At 50.1% G+C, this 17,250-nt stretch carries 21 protein-coding genes and 1 tRNA gene; 10 read left to right on the top strand and 12 right to left on the bottom strand.

Going from position 1 to position 17,250, the window contains the following annotated elements:
* The first annotated feature begins 118 nt into the window (after positions 1 to 118).
* Complete coding sequence (locus HB631_RS11495) at positions 119 to 397, top strand: hypothetical protein (protein WP_255556937.1); 279 nt, start codon at positions 119 to 121, stop codon at positions 395 to 397.
* A 121-nt stretch (positions 398 to 518) separates the two neighbouring features.
* Here the strand turns inward: HB631_RS11495 and HB631_RS11490 are convergent, their stop codons facing one another.
* The 4 genes from HB631_RS11490 to HB631_RS11475 form a co-directional block, all read right to left on the bottom strand.
* Positions 519 to 806, bottom strand: coding sequence for a hypothetical protein (locus tag HB631_RS11490; RefSeq protein ID WP_213991296.1), 288 nt, complete (start codon positions 804 to 806; stop codon positions 519 to 521).
* The gene (locus tag HB631_RS11485) at positions 748 to 1,140 is read right to left on the bottom strand and encodes a hypothetical protein (protein ID WP_213991295.1); all 393 of its coding nucleotides are present in this window, start codon (positions 1,138 to 1,140) and stop codon (positions 748 to 750) included. The genes HB631_RS11490 and HB631_RS11485 overlap by 59 nt, the downstream gene beginning before the upstream one ends.
* Before the next feature lie 193 nt (positions 1,141 to 1,333).
* Positions 1,334 to 1,483, bottom strand: a complete 150-nt coding sequence (locus HB631_RS27000) for a hypothetical protein (RefSeq protein WP_255556936.1) — start codon at positions 1,481 to 1,483, stop codon at positions 1,334 to 1,336.
* 204 nt (positions 1,484 to 1,687) lie between these two features.
* Positions 1,688 to 1,963: a TonB family protein gene (locus HB631_RS11475; protein ID WP_213991470.1), complete on the bottom strand. Its 276-nt coding sequence runs from the start codon at positions 1,961 to 1,963 to the stop codon at positions 1,688 to 1,690.
* Here HB631_RS11475 and HB631_RS11470 point away from each other — a divergent pair.
* The 3 genes from HB631_RS11470 to HB631_RS11460 all read left to right on the top strand — a co-directional run bounded on the left by HB631_RS11470 (position 1,895) and on the right by HB631_RS11460 (position 5,272).
* Positions 1,895 to 2,323, top strand: a complete 429-nt coding sequence (locus tag HB631_RS11470) for an AraC family transcriptional regulator (RefSeq protein WP_213991293.1) — start codon at positions 1,895 to 1,897, stop codon at positions 2,321 to 2,323. The two genes, HB631_RS11475 and HB631_RS11470, sit on opposite strands and share 69 nt — an antisense overlap.
* A gap of 442 nt (positions 2,324 to 2,765) precedes the next feature.
* Positions 2,766 to 4,391, top strand: coding sequence for an alpha,alpha-trehalase TreF (gene treF / locus HB631_RS11465; protein ID WP_345945709.1), 1,626 nt, complete (start codon positions 2,766 to 2,768; stop codon positions 4,389 to 4,391).
* A gap of 113 nt (positions 4,392 to 4,504) precedes the next feature.
* Positions 4,505 to 5,272: a 3-oxoacyl-ACP reductase family protein gene (locus tag HB631_RS11460; RefSeq protein ID WP_213991291.1), complete on the top strand. Its 768-nt coding sequence runs from the start codon at positions 4,505 to 4,507 to the stop codon at positions 5,270 to 5,272.
* A 260-nt stretch (positions 5,273 to 5,532) separates the two neighbouring features.
* On the opposite strand, the gene HB631_RS11455 is transcribed toward HB631_RS11460, so the two are convergent.
* The 5 genes from HB631_RS11455 to HB631_RS11435 form a co-directional block, all read right to left on the bottom strand.
* Positions 5,533 to 5,679, bottom strand: coding sequence for a hypothetical protein (locus HB631_RS11455; RefSeq protein ID WP_213991290.1), 147 nt, complete (start codon positions 5,677 to 5,679; stop codon positions 5,533 to 5,535).
* A gap of 431 nt (positions 5,680 to 6,110) precedes the next feature.
* Positions 6,111 to 6,187 (bottom strand) — tRNA-Pro (locus tag HB631_RS11450).
* 213 nt (positions 6,188 to 6,400) lie between these two features.
* On the bottom strand, positions 6,401 to 8,086 hold the full coding sequence (gene eptB / locus HB631_RS11445) for a kdo(2)-lipid A phosphoethanolamine 7''-transferase (RefSeq protein ID WP_213991289.1): 1,686 nt from the start codon (positions 8,084 to 8,086) through the stop codon (positions 6,401 to 6,403).
* A gap of 288 nt (positions 8,087 to 8,374) precedes the next feature.
* Positions 8,375 to 8,803, bottom strand: coding sequence for an organic hydroperoxide resistance protein (locus tag HB631_RS11440; RefSeq protein WP_213991288.1), 429 nt, complete (start codon positions 8,801 to 8,803; stop codon positions 8,375 to 8,377).
* A gap of 179 nt (positions 8,804 to 8,982) precedes the next feature.
* Positions 8,983 to 9,414, bottom strand: a complete 432-nt coding sequence (locus HB631_RS11435; protein ID WP_213991287.1) for a MarR family transcriptional regulator — start codon at positions 9,412 to 9,414, stop codon at positions 8,983 to 8,985.
* Between the two features lie 368 nt (positions 9,415 to 9,782).
* Between HB631_RS11435 and HB631_RS11430 the strand changes: the two genes are divergently transcribed.
* Positions 9,783 to 10,982, top strand: a complete 1,200-nt coding sequence (locus tag HB631_RS11430; RefSeq protein ID WP_213991286.1) for a multidrug efflux MFS transporter — start codon at positions 9,783 to 9,785, stop codon at positions 10,980 to 10,982.
* A gap of 431 nt (positions 10,983 to 11,413) precedes the next feature.
* On the opposite strand, the gene HB631_RS11425 is transcribed toward HB631_RS11430, so the two are convergent.
* Positions 11,414 to 12,013: a nitroreductase family protein gene (locus tag HB631_RS11425; protein ID WP_213991285.1), complete on the bottom strand. Its 600-nt coding sequence runs from the start codon at positions 12,011 to 12,013 to the stop codon at positions 11,414 to 11,416.
* Between the two features lie 249 nt (positions 12,014 to 12,262).
* Between HB631_RS11425 and HB631_RS11420 the strand changes: the two genes are divergently transcribed.
* The 3 genes from HB631_RS11420 to HB631_RS11410 all read left to right on the top strand — a co-directional run bounded on the left by HB631_RS11420 (position 12,263) and on the right by HB631_RS11410 (position 13,870).
* Positions 12,263 to 12,781 carry a cupin domain-containing protein gene (locus HB631_RS11420; protein WP_345945708.1) on the top strand — a complete coding sequence of 173 codons (519 nt, stop codon included), beginning with the start codon at positions 12,263 to 12,265 and terminating at the stop codon, positions 12,779 to 12,781.
* Positions 12,782 to 12,983: 202 nt separating this feature from the next.
* Positions 12,984 to 13,379: a VOC family protein gene (locus HB631_RS11415; RefSeq protein WP_213991283.1), complete on the top strand. Its 396-nt coding sequence runs from the start codon at positions 12,984 to 12,986 to the stop codon at positions 13,377 to 13,379.
* A gap of 161 nt (positions 13,380 to 13,540) precedes the next feature.
* Positions 13,541 to 13,870: a hypothetical protein gene (locus tag HB631_RS11410; protein ID WP_213991282.1), complete on the top strand. Its 330-nt coding sequence runs from the start codon at positions 13,541 to 13,543 to the stop codon at positions 13,868 to 13,870.
* Positions 13,871 to 13,908: 38 nt separating this feature from the next.
* Here the strand turns inward: HB631_RS11410 and HB631_RS11405 are convergent, their stop codons facing one another.
* Both HB631_RS11405 and HB631_RS11400 read right to left on the bottom strand, forming a co-directional pair.
* Positions 13,909 to 14,766 (bottom strand): hypothetical protein, encoded by an 858-nt coding sequence (locus HB631_RS11405; protein WP_213991281.1) that lies wholly within the window; start codon positions 14,764 to 14,766, stop codon positions 13,909 to 13,911.
* A 501-nt stretch (positions 14,767 to 15,267) separates the two neighbouring features.
* Positions 15,268 to 15,663: a hypothetical protein gene (locus tag HB631_RS11400; protein ID WP_213991280.1), complete on the bottom strand. Its 396-nt coding sequence runs from the start codon at positions 15,661 to 15,663 to the stop codon at positions 15,268 to 15,270.
* Between the two features lie 371 nt (positions 15,664 to 16,034).
* On the opposite strand from HB631_RS11400, the gene HB631_RS11395 reads away from it, so the two are divergent.
* Both HB631_RS11395 and HB631_RS11390 read left to right on the top strand, forming a co-directional pair.
* Complete coding sequence (locus HB631_RS11395) at positions 16,035 to 16,391, top strand: VOC family protein (protein WP_213991279.1); 357 nt, start codon at positions 16,035 to 16,037, stop codon at positions 16,389 to 16,391.
* Between the two features lie 304 nt (positions 16,392 to 16,695).
* Entirely contained in the window at positions 16,696 to 17,247 is a 552-nt protein-coding gene (locus HB631_RS11390) for an isochorismatase family protein (RefSeq protein ID WP_213991278.1), read from the top strand.
* The last annotated feature ends 3 nt before the right edge of the window (positions 17,248 to 17,250 follow it).

The raw sequence follows: 17,250 nt of genomic DNA, 5'->3' as shown, positions 1-17,250 counted from the left end.
CGGGCGTGATGGTAATAAACCATACGTAAAGGGTTATCCGCTGCCATCGGTGAAATAAATGAATGCGGCGGACGCTCTTCCGGTCTATGCCGGCGTCAGGTCCTTGAGGACGACGAAAATGAAAAACCTGTTTATTAAGACATGTTTGATAGTAATGTGCTTGATGACCACCGAGGCGGCACTGGCTTTATCGCCTGTGCCGGCACCGGAATTTCCCGATTACACAACCGATCTTTCACCCGAACAACAGACGCAAATAGGCAAAATCGCCGCCAATTATATATTGGCGCATCCGGAAATTCTGGCGGAGTTAAACAGTAAATTGCAGGACGGTAAAGTGTTAAAACAATCACCTCACTGCGCGCCGGTAAAAGGCACTCAGCAATCGATGAAATAAAACAGGGCCATCAGCCGCTCATGCGCCTGCGGCGACGGGGAATAATGGCGCCATGGGCTGACCAGACCTGCCTGCGCGGGGCATTGCTAAGTCATATCGGTTTATTGCCGGGCATGCGTCGTTAACCTTCGGACTGCCCGGCGCGGAGCCGGCCGTTATCCCATACCGGACCCTCCTGGCGGATATCCGATACTATTTGACCGGCGTCCAGCTTGATTAGCCGGTCCGCCAAGGGGAAATAAGCGTCATCATGGGTACGTTCGACGCGGACCGCTTCGATATTTTTCGCCAGGTCGCCATTGATAAAACGCCGGCGGCGCACAGGATTGAGCTTGAGCTCCTTGACGCCGTCAAACAGCGCGCGAAAAAGCTGCAGCAGGGTATCCTCGCGCCGCCGCGAGCTGCGCAATAACGTCAGCGCCCGGCCATGAATCAGTAAAAATCCCAGCGAACCCAAGGCGATTTTCCCCTATACGGGCCACCACCTCGTTACGCAGCCGGGCTTTGGCGCGCTGGCCGAGATACATGAATACCGTTTCGGAAAGCACCCGGGTGATAAGCATCAGCAGGGTCAGCGCAATAAAGGTCCGCCCCAGCAGCGCCAGGCCATCGGCCTCAACGGTGAGGGTTTTGTTTATCAGAGCGATAAGCGACGCATTGCTGAAACCGCTGACCACACTGGCAATCAATGCCAGCAATAATAACCCTCCGGCATCACGGGCCAACTGCATTAAGGTACGCATAACCACACTCCAGACAGCGGCCGGCTTGCAGAACAGCGGCTGAAAAACATCTTGCGATCCAAGTCGGCCATTGTAATTCCCTCTGGGCCCGCGTCACTCATTCCCCTGTCAGCTATGAGGGATTACGCCCGGAAATATGCAGTAATGACAGTAACTGTCCGTCAGGCGATGTTCCGTCCAATAAAACCATCAATTACCGCCTACTCGTTATCAACACGTTAATAAGCCGTTCCGCCAGCCTGATGACAATTTGATAGACAATGATGGCGAGGATGGGACAGGCAATCAGCAGTGCCAGTCCCACAAAGCCTTCCACATCATGTTCACCATAGTAGCTGGCCACTGTATTCCAAAAAGCATATTCAGCGTCAGTTACCGGCGTGGAGGGTCGAGACATAAGAAACGTTAGCACAAATATACTTATACCTATCAGTATCCTAAAGCCGGTTGGTACACGTCGCGCTTCCATTCACTATCACCTCAGCATCCATAAAACATTCCACCTTAGGATAACTTCTCGTGATAAGAAAATGTATAAAGTTGCTGACTAGCCCTCGAGACGGAATACCACAGGCACGCGCACCCAGCCGGCAACCGGCTCGCCGCCGCGTTTCGCCGGAATGAAACGCCAGCGTCTCACCGCCTGCCGCGCCGCGTCGTCCAGCGCATCGCTGCCGCTGCTTTGCGCGATATTCACCTCGCTGGCGGCGCCGTCGACGGTCACCGGCACGTTAAGCATGACCGTGCCCTGCTGATGGCTGCGCCGCGCCAGGCGCGGATAGTCCGGCGGCGTGTCCGGAGGCAAGGGCGTGGGCGCTTTCACCGGCGGTACGGCGGGTTCCGGCGGCGGTATTGCCGGTACGTCCGAAGCAGGGATCGGCGGGTCCTCGGCGTCTGCGAAATACTGTTAGGGGAACCGGAAAATAACGACACGCTGGAAAACTGGGGAAACCCCGTCGGTGCCAGTGCCCGCACCCTGGCACGACTGTTCCGCGACGAAACCGGCATGGGCTTTTCCCAATGGCGTCAACAGTTACGCCTGGCGGAAGCCATTTCCCCTCTGGCCCAGGGACGCCCGATCAATGTGCTGGCCAACTCGCTGGGTTATCAAAGCCCCAGCGCTTTTATCGCCATGTTTAAAAAGACCCTTGGGGAAACACCGCGGCGTTATTTGGCGGATTAAAATAACCATGACATTGATAAGTGATTAATAGGTTTAGTTACACCCAGATACTTTTTGAATATAAGATTGCCAACGCATTACGCTAAAGGTAAAAGACCCGCAGTATGTTTGTCTCAATGCGAATAATGTGCCCAGACTGCGGCAAAGAGCGCAGTTCCCACTATACTTATCAGGTCAAGCTGATTCAGGAAATAATATATTTTCCTGTTAGATAAAGATCTATTTTTTAGGAAATGTCATTACATTGTTTTTTATCAGACTATTCTTTAAAGACATTATCTTCAGGCTGAACTATTAAAAAGTTTGGCAACCTTCGTTTGAATTAATGCCCGCATCGCCGAACCAATATACGTATTTTGTCAATTTTCACCTGCAAGAAAGGGGATTCATTATTAATAAATCAACCTATCAAGCCGGAGCGCAAGACACCGCGGCCCATGCCGTGCCGAGCCATGCCATTTCACCCCGGACCGCCCATCAAGAGCCCAAACCGGCGCATATCAGCGGGCTGCCGAAATCCGATGAATTAAGCCCGGCGGATCGCTACCGGGAACTGTTTGAGGCGGTGCAAATGTCACGCATCTTCCCGGACAGCAAGACCTTCGTCGACTGTGCGCCTAAAATCGATCCTGAAGAGATTCTGGCGCGTTACCGCCGGCAATCTTCCGATCCCGGTTTCAACCTCGCCGATTTCGTCAAAGCCTATTTTGCACCGCCCGAGATACAGGCCAGTCACTATATCGCGGACCCGAAACAAAATATTCTCGAGCATATTGATGGCTTATGGGAAGTATTAATCCGCCGGCCGGAAGACCACCCTTCCCAATCTTCGCTGTTGCCGCTGCCGGAACCCTACGTAGTGCCGGGAGGGCGTTTTGGCGAAATGTATTATTGGGATTCCTATTTCACCATGCTCGGACTTGCCGCCAGCGGACGAGGGGATCTGCTGCGCAATATGGCGAATAATTTTGCCTACCTGATCGATCATTACGGCCATATTCCCAATGGTAACCGCACCTATTATCTCAGTCGCTCCCAGCCGCCGGTATTCGCCTTGATGGTGGAGCTGTTCGAGAAAGAAGAATTACACTTCGCCGAGCATTATCTGCCGCAGTTGCTGCGGGAATACCACTACTGGATGGGAGACGCCGACGCGCTTATGCCCGGCGAAGCCAAACGGCATGTGGTGAAATTGGCCGACGGCGCCGTGTTGAACCGCTATTGGGACGATCGCGATACGCCGCGGGACGAATCCTACCTTGAAGATGTGGAAACCGCGCGCAAATCCTCCCGGCCGGCCAATGAAGTTTACCGTGAACTGCGGGCAGGGGCCGCCTCCGGCTGGGATTATTCATCTCGCTGGTTCGGCGACGCCGACGATATCAGCAGCATTCGCACGACGTCGATACTGCCCATCGATCTCAACGCTTTTATGTACAAGCTCGAAACCACCATCGCCGAGCTGGCGAAAAACACCAGCGATCCGGCGACGGCGCAGCGCTTCAGCGACCGGGCCGACCGTCGGCGCGAGGCCATAGACCGTCTGTTATGGGATAGCGAAAGCGGAACCTATCGCGATTACGACTGGGGTTTGTCACAACCTTGCGCCCTTTGCGCCGCCTGCGCCGCGCCGCTGTTCGTCGGCATGGCCAGCCCGAGGCAGGCCGCGGCGATGGCAAAAGCGCTGGCGGCCCGGCTGTTGTTCGACGGCGGCATCATGACCACCCTGTCGGCAAACGGACAGCAGTGGGACAACCCCAACGGTTGGGCGCCGTTGCAATGGATGGCCATTCAGGGTCTGCGCCGATACGGCGAAAATGACCTGGCAAACCTCATCGCCACCCGCTGGCTTGATACCGTGGGGGATCATTACCGGCAGCACTGCAAGCTGGTTGAAAAATATGATATTTCCGGCGCGGCGGGCGCCAAGGGCGGCGGCGGCGGTGAATATCCGCTCCAGGACGGTTTCGGCTGGACCAACGGCGTCGTACGTATGCTGCTCACCCTCTATGACGGTCACGATACCCATCAGGCACAGGCCAGAGCCGACCCGCCGGTCAACGGATGAGCGGTCAATGAAAATAACGTCATGGCCCCGGACCCGCGCCGGGAGCGCGCGTCCAAGTAATAACAGAGCATGAATATTCTTTGGCAAACGATCAATGTGAATGGGAGAGCACTATGAGTCTTGATGGAAAAGTCGCGCTGGTAACCGGCAGCGCCCAGGGTATTGGTAAAGCCATCGCGGTGCGCCTGGCCCGTGAAGGCGCCGATATCATTATTGTCGACCGATCCGATGATAGTCGCGCTGAAGAAGTGTTGTCGGAAATCAGGGCATTAGGGCGCCGGGTCATTATTGACGCGGGGAATATCGCCGATGTGGCCGACAACAAACGCATTATCAAGGATAGCGTCGCGCAAATGGGCCAAATCGATATTCTGGTGAACAATGCGGGCATAGAGCACAACGCGCCGTTTCTGGACATCACCGAAGAGGATTACAACGCGGTGCTCAACGTCGATCTCAAGGGAACGTTCTTTATTACCCAGGCGTTCGTGCAGCATCTGCGGGATACCGACCGTCCGGGGAGAATTATCAACATCAGTTCCGTGCATGAGGAGCTGCCGTTTCCTCATTTCAGCACCTATTGCGCCAGCAAAGGCGGTCTCAAGATGTTGATGCGCAACCTGGCAATCGAACTGGCGCCCCATGGCATCCAGGTGAATAACATTGCCCCCGGCGCCATCGAAACGCCCATTAACACCAAGCTGCTGAACAGTCCTGAACTGCTCACCGCGCTTATCGGCAATATCCCACTGGGCCGACTGGGTAAACCGGAAGACGTGGCCGGCATGGTGGCATACCTTGCCGGACCGGATTCCGCCTATGTCACCGGTTCCACCCTGGTTATCGACGGGGGACTGCTGTGGAATTATTCCGAGCAATGAGTGAGAGAACTGACGGGTGAGGGAGGGTAATGACTGAACCCTCTATTCGGCATCCCGGCCGCCCTTCATGCTCAATGAACGGCGGCGACCAACTGTCGCCGGCTATCACCGATAAGGCATGAAGCAGAGGCCGGAATGCTGAATCGGCTGGGCGCAATGCAATAAAGATCGGGCGGACGCACAAAAGCACCGGCCCCTTGAAGTAGATCTCCAAGGGGCCGGCGACATGATGAAATTATTTGTATCAGTTTTTTACGTTATTACTCAGCGGTATTAACGTGATTTGCGTTACCTTGGCTTACCGGATAAGTATGGGCATAGTCCTGGTAATCATTCTGAGCGGCCATTGAAACTGCCGGTGCGACCATAGCTGCGATGAGTGCAAGTGCTGCGATTGTCTTTTTCATGATGTATGTCCTGTGTTAATCGTTATGAGTGTGAAAGCTCTTCGCTTTCGATAAATTAATATTAATGCTCATTAATAAAATAGTCCAGAAAATATTTTTGTTTAACACATTCAAAATAACTGAATTACTTTATCAAAGACCCATTTTCTCATTAAAATCAATAGAAAAGCGAAAATGACGCTGATGGGCAGCATTAACATTCGGTCAACATTAGGATTATTCTTCAGTTCAGACAGGGCATAACGGGGCGGGTTTATTCAACATCGACATTTGGCAACTCCATCGGCGCGTTTCCCCCGCATGACCAAAAAACAAAAACATGTCAGGGGTTTGCCGCAGACGAAAAAAAACAGCGCGTCATGATAACGTGCTGTTTTCTCGTATCTTACCGGCCTTGCCTGAAATTCGTGAGACAAAACTCGGGAGAAAATTGGTCGGTGAGAGAGGATTTGAACCTCCGACCCATACGTCCCGAACGTATTGCGCTACCAGGCTGCGCCACTCACCGAATGCGGGCGCATATTACTGCGACCGCCTTTTTGCGTCAATCCCTTTTTTTACTAATCAAGCCAATTGCCTACAAAGCATTCATTATGCAGGCTATGCTTAACCGAGATAGCAAAACCCGCGATTCCTTAATGGATTGAGTCGTGCAAACAACCCCCGTTTAAAACACTCCCTGGGTCAGGGCGATTCATGGCTTGACGATTTATGGCACGACCTACAGCGCCGATTCCGGCTGCGGTTTTTGACACCAGTTATTATCCGCCTTGATACCGCCGTCCGGCGAGGTATACCCCAGGCAACCAAGAATCGTATCGAAAAGCTCCACATGGCGATGGGTAACGCCGATGCGCTGCTGCGCCTGTAGGCGCTCAAACCCATCCCGATGGGTCGGATCGGCCAGAAATGAGTCCGATGCCCAGACCATCATGGGCACGCGGAACTGCTCCGGCGGTGCCATATCGCGCGGCGTACCGTGGAAATGATAGTTCGTATCAATGGATTCGCCGTGGTCGGAGGCATAGAAGACCAGCGCTTTCTTGCCGCGCACCTGATCGATAACCCTATCGATAAAGCTATCGGTATACAGCACGCTGTTGTCATAGGCATTGATCAACTGCTCCTTGCTGCAAGCCTGATCGACGCCGATGCACTCCGGCTGATAACGGGCATAGCTGCGGGGATAGCGTTGTGAATAGAGGTAATGGGAACCTTTGGTATGCAATATAATCAGATGCTTTCCTTTAGGATATCGCTTCATCGACTCCTTCATCTCATTCACCAACAGCATATCGTCCACGTTTTTACCGTCATTACGTTTTTCAGCGCCAATCATTTCGCGGAAAGAGAAGTTATCGGCATCGGTATTATTATAAAACCACACCTCGCTTTGCATGGCGAACAGCTCGGAGGTAAAGCCCAGAGAGTGCAAAACGGCGAAAATATTCTGTTCTTTTAGTGTACGCTGCTGATTATCCGATGTGCCGCCCTCCCTGACGAACATGCAGCGCAGCGAAAGCTTGGTGGAGGTATCGCAGGAACGACCGCGGAAGGCCACCAGGTTTTTTTCGTTCGACAGCAGGGGCGTGGTGTCTCGCGGATAACCGAGGATGCCCATATGATCCCAGCGGGTGGTTTCACCGATGATAAATATCACATAAGTGTCGTCAATTCCGGCCGGCGGGATGTAGGTAAAATGTTTGGAGGGATCGAACAGCGAGGCGTTATCCTGACGCTCATCCAGCTGGGTATAGGTAAACAGCCCCAGCGCCGCCATCCAGTTAATGGGCAGATAGGAGTGCGCAATCACCCCGCCGTAACTGGGCAGATCGGTATTGGTTAATTTTTCGTGCAGGTTTTGCAATTTTTCCTGATAGCGGACCGGCAGCCAGATCAAGGCAAAAATCACCAACATGCCCACGAGAGGTTTGACACGATGTCCCGGCATCCTCAGTTGTTGGATAAGCGTACCGCTGACAGCGTTTTTCCAGATGAAAAACAATGGGATAATGCTGACCACTACCATCCAGATAATAAAATGGTAACCGACTACTTCTTTTGATAAATCAATATCGGTGGTCATTACCGACGCGATAATACCGTAACCGATCACCACATTGAAATAAGTCATGTAATAACTGGCGGCAACCGAGATCAGCAGCAATAATGAAGCTACGGTACGGTAAAAGTAGCGGCCACCCAGTGAAATAAGCCGCATCAGGAAAAAAGTGGAAAGTACCGCGGCGGTAATCTCCGTTAAAGCGACCAGCATATTGGCCGGAGTAGCGCTTGGATGTAACAAATCAAAACGGCGAATAAAAACCGAAAGATTGAGAAAAAATCCGATATAGACAGCAAGAAATATTGAAAATTTATGCTGTGAAACGTGTTTTGCAAAAGTCATCAATGAGAAAGTCCTGGCGCATTTGTGATAATTTTTTTAGTCGCTGTTATTACAGTTCTTTTGGTACATGCAGCCGGGAAGGCTAATCAGCGCTAACAAAATCTTAAAAAATTCTGACAATAGATACTTTTTGACACGTTTTACATTAAAAAGTTTTATGCGCAGCCTAACAACGTTATTATTAAACCAACGGAAAAAAATAACCGCCTAAGACATTGAACCCCAGGCGGTTTTATTTTTAAACGCTATCGGTGGTCTGGGAAAGCGCCTGACCGATCTCATTCAAAACTAGTTAATGACGTTGAGCTTAACATCAATGTTATTGCGAGTCGCGTTGGAATAGGGGCACACCACATGGGCTTTTTTGACTAATTCTTCCGCCACGTTACGATCCATACCCGCTAAATGGATATCCAGCTGGGCTTCAATGGCAAAGCCGGTGGGCACCGGGCCGATGCCCACGGTGCCTTCGATAAACGCATCCGCCGGTAATTTCACTTTTTCCTGGGAGGCGACATGCTTCAGGGCGCCAAGGAAGCAGGCCGAGTAGCCGGCGGCAAATAATTGTTCGGGGTTGGTGAATGCCCCGCCGGGACCGCCCATTTCTTTGGGTATGCCTAATTTCACATCCAGTACGCCGTCGGATGAAGTTGCTCGGCCATCACGTCCACCGGTAGCCTTGGCTTTTGCACGATAAATAACTTTTTCAATAGACATCGGTTTTTCCTCTTTCGTTGTGGCTTTCGTTGTGATTTTCGTTGCGAGAGGTAATCTCCATTTATAGGAGGGCGCTCACTCACGATTAAATCGTTTGCAATATAAAACAGCCAGCTCAATTAATTATAGTTGATCCCCATGGCTCCGTTATGGCGTTCCGTTAGAGGTGGCGACAAGAGTCACCACTGCGCCAGCTGCGCGCGCAGGGATTCAAGCTGTTTTTTCAAATCGGTTAATTTTTCTTCGCTACAGGCCGTGGCGCACAGCACGTCGTCCGGCACCGACTTGGCAACGTCCTGCAACGCCCGGCCCTGATCGGTTAAACGGATAATCACCTGGCGCTCGTCATCGGCGGAACGCGACCGCAGCAATAAACCGGCGGCTTCCAGACGCTTCAGCAGGGGGGTCAGGGTGGCGGAATCCAAAAACAGGTGCTCGCCGATTTCCGACACCATGACTTCATCACGTTCCCATAAGACCAGCATCACCAGGTATTGGGGATAAGTGAGGTTCAGTTTCGCCAATAATTTGCGATACACTTTGTTCATCGACAGGTTAGCGGAGTAAAGGGCAAAGCAGAACTGTTGATCCAGCGACATTGACATAGCCATCGGGATGTTGCCATAAGTTGTGAATGCATGGTTTTATTTTATATAGTGCGCTATAGAATAGCAAATTATTTTTGATTTTCCTGCCATGGCGGCTTAACGGCCTTTACCAAGATCCAGTTAATGATGTCAATGCTCCATAATTTTGCTACATATTATAATAGAACGACATAGAGTCTTGTCGCGCTTGGCTGTTACTATTGCTGGATAAGCTATACCCGTCATACTTCAAGTTGCAGTTGCGTTGGCTTTCCTCGCTCACCCCAGTCACTTACTTGGGTAAGCTCCTGGGGATTCGCTGCGTCGCCGCCTTCCTGCAACTCGAACTATTTAGGGTATATTAATCAATTAATTAACGAAAGCGTATAAACATGGAAGCCTGGAAGGTCAATATTATCTCCGTCTGGTTAGGTTGCTTCTTTACCGGACTTGCAATGAGCCAAATTCTCCCATTTTTACCGCTGTACGTTGAACAGTTGGGCGTTCATTCCCATGAAGCACTCAGTATCTGGTCAGGCCTGGTCTTCAGCGCCACTTTTTTGATTTCGTCGGTCGTAGCCCCCCTCTGGGGAAGCCTGGCGGACCGCAAAGGACGCAAACTGATGCTGCTGCGAGCATCATTAGGCATGGCGGTGGTTATCGCGTTACAGGGGTTTGCGCAGAATGTCTATCAACTCTTCCTGCTCCGCGCCCTGATGGGTCTGACCTCAGGCTATATTCCCAACGCCATGGCGCTGGTGGCCTCACAGGTCCCGCGCGATAAAAGCGGCTGGGCGCTGGGCACCCTTTCCACCGGCCAGGTGGCCGGCGTTATCGTCGGCCCGCTGCTGGGGGGGTTTATGGCGGATCATCTAGGATTGCGCACGGTGTTTCTGGTCACCTCGCTGCTGATGTTCGTCAGCTTCCTGATAACGCTGTTTTTGATTAAAGAGAATGCCGCCAAGGTCACCAAGGCCAACATGCTGAAAGGAAAGGCGGTTTTCGAGTCCCTGCCCTATCCCACACTGATCTTCAGCCTGTTTATCACCACGATGATGATCCAATTGACCAACAGCTCCATCAGTCCTATCTTGACCCTGTTTATCAAAGATCTCGCCGGCAGCAGCGGCAACCTGGCGTTTATCAGCGGCGCCATTGCCGCCGTTCCGGGGGTGTCCGCGCTCATTGCCGCCCCCCGCCTGGGACAGTTGGGAGATCGTATCGGCACCGGCCGTATCCTGATGACCGCCATGATAGGCAGCATTCTGCTGTTTTGTATTATGGCGTTTGTCCAAACACCCCTGCAATTGGGAATATTGCGCTTTCTGCTGGGTTTTGCGGACGGTGCCCTGATGCCCGCGGTACAGACTCTGCTGGTGAAATACTCCAGCGAACGCGTGACCGGACGGATTTTCGGTTATAACCAGTCATTTATGTATATGGGCAATGTGGTGGGTCCCCTTATCGGTTCCAGCGTATCGGCGGTACTGGGGTTCCGCTGGGTGTTTGTCTTCACCGCGCTCATGGTATTGATCAACACTCTGCAGCTTTGGTCGGGTTTACATAAAGTCCGCCCGCCTGAGAAATCCTGAAATGGCCCTTTTTTCCGTTGGCACAAAGCCCGGCGCAAACCTAGCCAGTGCAAAACATCGGGTCATGGCCGTTTCAGTCAACCAGAGAAAAGTGAATCACTGTTTACCGCGCGGGGATCATATCCAAGGATAGCGACCGCCCATTTGTACCACCATAATTCCGGCGCAAATCGCTACAAAAAATAGAAACACTATCAATATCCTGGCCATCGCCATGCTCCTCTGCTTCACTACGTTTATATCCCGATATAGGCTCATCTGCTGTTGCCCATGCCGGCCCGATCGCTCATTTTTTAACCATGCAGCTCATTAACTATAGCCGCTTATGATTTTCTTGGGGGAACACAATCGTTTTTTCCGGCAATGCTAAAAGACCGATACCCACGGCATATCGGTCCTTACTAAAAGGATGGGCCTCTCTCATCCTTTAACTATTTAAATACCCGGAAGCGTTCTTCGTCGGAAATGAACGTTTTTTCTCCCGCCGGTTGCTCTATCGAGCCAAACGGCATTTGCGCCCGCAGCTTCCAGCTGTCCGGCAAACGCCAAGTGCTTTTGACTTCATCATCAATCAACGGATTGTAATGCTGTACGGTGGCGCCGATACGCTCCTGGGCCAGCGTCGACCAAACGGCAAATTGAGCGATTCCGGTGGAGTGTTCCGACCAGATGGGAAAGTTATCGGCATAGGCCGCGAACTGCTTTTGCAGAACATTGATGACCTGTGTGTCCTCAAAAAACAGTACCGTGCCCTTGCCCGCGGCAAAAGAAGCGAGTTTCTTTTCCGTGGCGCCAAAAGCCTCGGCGGGAACAATTTTTCGCAAGGTCTCTTTGATGATATTCCATAAATTGTCGTGCTGTGCGCCAAAAAGCACGACAACACGCGAGCTTTGAGAATTAAAGGACGAAGGGCTCTGTTTCACTGCCTGTTTGACCAGGGTAGTGATCTGGTCCTCCGACAGCCTGACATTTTTTCCGATGGCATAAATCGATCGACGAGCCGTAATAGCGTCCAAAAAAGCGTTGCTCATAAGAAGACTCCTGTTAAAAACGAATGAGAAAACAGTGTTATCAGTCATATACAATTCGTCGGATAGCTTATGCCTTGGGAGCAGGGTCTGTAAATCACTCGCGACATTGTAATGATTAACTATGCTGATATGACTTGTTTCATTTATTCAGAACAATCACTGTCAAATCGCCCGCTGCGTTTAGCCGGGGCCTTAATGGCAGACCGCGGCTTTTTAGCGGTTAGTCATATGCATAGAGGAGACGTCGACGTGACAATAGAAACCCTGAACCTAAACGAGGCGGAGGGGGGCGTGCCGAACAGTCCGCTACCCTTGGTCATTTACCGTAATGTCATCCCACCCGCAACAAAAGATCCGGCTCAATGGCTTGAGCAACGTTTCGCCGCTCATCACTGGCCCCCCCAATGGCGTTATATTATCTATCCATTTACCCATTTTCATGCCGATACCCATGAGCTGCTGGGGGTCTATGCCGGACAGGCCCAGGTTCAGTTTGGCGGGGAAAACGGACCGGTTATACCCTTAACGGCGGGGGATGTGGTCCTTATCCCGGCCGGAGTCGGCCATAAAGCCGTTAGGTCCGAAAATGATTTCATGGTGGTAGGGGCTTATCCGCCGGGAATGAGCGCCGATTTATGCCGTGATGATCCCGCCAGGCTGGCGGCTGTCCGGCGGCGTATCGCCAAGGTTCCCCTGCCCGCCATCGATCCCATCACCGGCGATCGGGGAGGGATAACCACGCTGTGGCATAACCCCGAACAGGCCTGAAGCTATACTTAGATCGCTAAACTGCTGACACGCTGTCCCGGCGCTTAAACAGGCGGGATAGGATGCTATCCCGACCCGGCACGTTGTCGGCAAGCTCAAACTGTACGTTTAACGCGAGTAGGGTTTATTGAGCAAACGACGCGGTGTGATATAGCGGTACTAAACCATGCCGTCCCGCTTTCATGTAATAGAGGTAAAGGCTATGTCTCGTGTACAGGCAGTGGACCATTTAGTGGTCAGCGTAAGTGACTTTGCGGTTTCCAAGAATTTTTACAGCGGTTTATTTGCGTTCCTGGGTTTTGAGATCATGAATGAAATGCCCGCCGCCATGGGCTGGAGCAATGGCAATACCCGCTTTTGGATATATCAGGCGGACCCGCAGGGCAAGGCCCACCCATATCGAAAAGGCGATGTTGGCTTTCATCACTATGCCTGGTCGCTTAACAGCCGTAAGGATGTGGATGAGTTGCAGACCTGGCTGGAACAAAGCGGCGCTGAAATCGTCGATCCCGCCGGTGAGTATTATGATGATTATTATGCCGTATTCTTTCTCGATCCCGACGGCATGAAGCTGGAGGGTATGCATTACGGCGAATAATGACAGGCTGTTTCTATATATGATTCAGCGAAATCGGAACGGCATCCTTCTCTGTGGACATGACAAGCGGATATAGCATGAATGTGGGCTGCTGGGTTATGGTGGTTGCCGCGGTAAGGGTATGGGGAATCTGCGACGTAACCACAATATGATGAATCGCGATGGGGGGGGAGGGTGCGGAAAAATCTAACGGTCCGGCAAAATTCCCACAGTTGAATAAATGCAGACATTTGATTGAAGGGCTCAAATCCGGCTTGATTAACGTCGGCCTGTCCATGAAAGCGGGAAAAACGGGTCTATTAGCAGCCACAGAGGCTGCCGCTATTCCCGCGAAGTCCTCCCCGCTTTTGTTTGCCTCGGTTTGTTGTGGTAACCGGCAGCAAGGGAAGACGATGTCTAAACATGATACGGCTCCGTCCATTATGGCATCTCCTGATAATCTGCTTAAAAAGGATAACTCGATTGCTCACATGGAATTTCAGGCGTCATAAACGCAAATAGATTTAACCGATAACATTAGATTTATTGTCTAATTAAAACCGCTTCCTCCATTTTCACCAATTTTCAGGCATTGATTCTGGGTCCGTATGCCAATCAAGCGGATTAAATGCTCTCCGGTATATGACATTGAGGATGAATTTCTCTGCCTGATCCTATGGTTTCTTTCATTAATTATCTTCCGCGCATTTTTTATTTGAGCATCCAGTGTATGGTTTACAACGATATTACCATATGAATTTTTGACAATCTGAACACTGTGGTTATTCAATAGAAGGCCGATGACCTGATCGCTCGGGCCATTGCTGTTATCAAAAATCTCGACTATTTCTCCGCCTATTTTTTCTAAAAGCTTCCTAACGCGCGGATAATCCTCATGAGTTTCATCAATAACATATGAACATTTGGAGACTTTGTAAAAATCACCTCCTATCACAAGATTGCTCAATTTCTTCATATGTTTATGAAATTTTTTAGCATTGGCTTCCTGTTGAATTGCGCAAATTTCCATATAGTGGCTTACGATATAGTTAGAACAGGCATATAGCTTAATAGTATTTTGTGTCCATACTCCTTTTTCATCCAAAAATTTTTCTTGAGCATATCTCTTATTCCCTCGATATAAAGTAAAAAAATCGCCAAGACAATGTTCGACAAATAATTGCTTAAACGACTGTGGCGACAATCTACCCGCTATGGGAACCATCGTGATTGGCAGTGCTACACCTCTTTTTTTACCTTTTTTTTCTGGTGAATATTCATAATATTCGTTACAGCAATTTGAGACCTTTTTTATGTTAGAGAGATACTTTGAATTATTATTACTATCAACCGACGCATTAACCAAAGGTAGATAACGAGAAATCTTATTGCCCCAAAAAGGTGGCATATCTCAATCTCCTGTTTACTATAACATAGTATTTTAATTTCATTAATAGCGGTGTAATAAATATTAATCTATTATTTTATTATCTATAACCATGATATGCTTTTCATTAATCATTATTTATTATTCACCATTGATTTATATGCCAATAATGGCTCCCTACCATGCAAACGGATGTTATAAAATGAGAATGATAACAATCGTCTTGCACATTAATAATTTAGATTTCATGACCACGGAGCCACTTGTTAAATATATGTTACCTTTGAAAGTTATATTAACACTGACTTAAAGGATGTGCAATAGACATTGCTGCCACTTCAAGGCGGATATTTAGTTTAGATTAAAGATTTCGATATATTTATAACCATAATGTTTTATATGATGCTATTAGGTATGTTGTTTTGTCTCAATTTAGCAGGCTCTTCGTCTCAATCATATTAAATACCCTAAGACAAAGGCATCAGCCTGGGCTATCACCAATTTAATATATACTCAAATTATTTATTCTTTACTCAGCGATAAATTATTCTTCCTTTCCGGCAAAGGCGTCTGTGGTCTCGCGACTTCTCGATTAACAACGCAGGTGACTTTTTTTAGCTGAAGCCGCGCAGGGCGTAGAGGCTGATCAACCACCACCTCATTTGCAAAACTGACGGAATGATTTCGCGTCGATTTGCGACCCTGCACGGTGATTTCGCTATAATCGGAATTAACCGCTGCATCATGCTGGGAAGGCGAAGGGGATATGGCGGGGGAAGAAGGTGAAATAGTAATATTCACCACTTTATTCACGTTGGCCGGTTTGATTTTTTGCCCGCTGTCCGCGGCCGGTTTGCCTTCCGATTGACATTTAAAACAAGCGGACAAACGGTCCACTACCTCAGTGACGCTCAGCATAGTAGCTCCTATCAAATTTCAGCTAACCTCGTGGGAAATTTTTGTTACCTTGAAAAAAACGCTTCCAAAAAACGCCGTTGGCTAAAAGTATAGGCTAGGACTGGCAGTTGGACGACTATCGATAATAAAACATTATAAAGTTAATGATCAATCTACATTAAGTATTTATATTCTTAAGCAACTAACTAATTACTTTTATTTTAAATAATACGGTTATTAACTTAATTTTTATCAATCTGCCCTCATGCATATGTTTGCAGCTTAAGAACACGGCTTGCAGCGCCAGGAAATGCTTTTTTGTTTTACTGACCGGCTAACTGAGCTCCGGTGGACCATACTTATGGCATGGCAATGCAACAGAGGAGACGACAATGAAAGAGATCGGCGCCAACGGGCAGGTGGACTACGTTGAATTCAATGTCAGCGACATACCTCGCGCTAAAAAATTCTACGGCGCGGTGTTTGGCTGGCTCTTTACCGATTACGGCCCAACCTATACCGAATTTTCCGACGGCCGCATTACCGGCGGATTTACCAGTACTGAGGCCATAACCCCGGCAGGAGGACCCTTGGTGATTTTTTATGCCAAGGATCTCGTGGAAACCCAGAAAAAGCTACAGGCTGCCGGGGCTGAAATCGTTAAGCCTATATTCGCCTTTCCCGGCGGGCAGCGGCTGCATTTCAAAGATCCCGAAGGCTATATTCTGGGAGTCTGGACAGAAACCTAAACCTGATGAAGGGCCCCGCCCCTGATGGCCGGCGACGTCCGGCTATCAGGGGCAAACCGGGCTTTACTTTGCCTGCCCCACATGAACCCGACAGGCTTTTTTTCGCCTCTCTCATATCACCTTGCCAGAATTACCCCAACTCCGCTCATATCATCCTTACCGGATTTACCCTAAATCAATCATCTCGCCCTGACAGACTTGTCTGAAACTGTCCCAAATCGCCCTAATGATGTCCTGTTTTGACCTGTCATTTCACCAGGCCCCGGAGCACTATGACTCCACAGTTAACCAGAGGAGTCCGGAAATGGCACAGAGCGCATTATTGATCATCGATGTCCAGGCATCTTTCCTGCACCGTCCCTTTTGGTCCGAGGCGGATTTACCCCCTTTTAAACAGGCGCTGACGGCGCTGATAGAGGGTTGCCGCCGGCAGGGCGCGCTGTTGGTGGATATTTTTCACGACGACGGCGAGTGGCCTTTCAATCTGGAGTCAGGTTTAGTGACCCGACTCCCTTTTTTAACCCATACGGCAGATGTCACGGTCTATAAACATGTGCATAATGCCCTTACCGAGTCGGGTTTACATGCCTGGCTACAGGAACGGCAGGTTGAACATCTCATTATCGCCGGGCTGCGCACCGAACAATGTTGCGAGACCACCACGCGGGTTGCCTCCGATCTGGGGTATCGGGTCACCTTCGTGACCGAGGCAACCCTGACATTCCCCATGACCCATGCCGGTCGGACCGTCAGCAGCGCCGAGCTTAAATTTCATACCGAAACCGTATTGATAGATCGTTTCGCCGCTATCCGCGACGTATCCGGATGCCTGGCGGATTTAGCCGCGGAAGGTTAGCGC

The organism is Sodalis sp. dw_96 (assembly GCF_018449575.1).
Lineage (GTDB): Bacteria > Pseudomonadota > Gammaproteobacteria > Enterobacterales > Enterobacteriaceae > Acerihabitans.
Note: the sequence above shows the minus strand (reverse complement) of the source record. Positions and strands in the feature narration are given on the sequence as shown.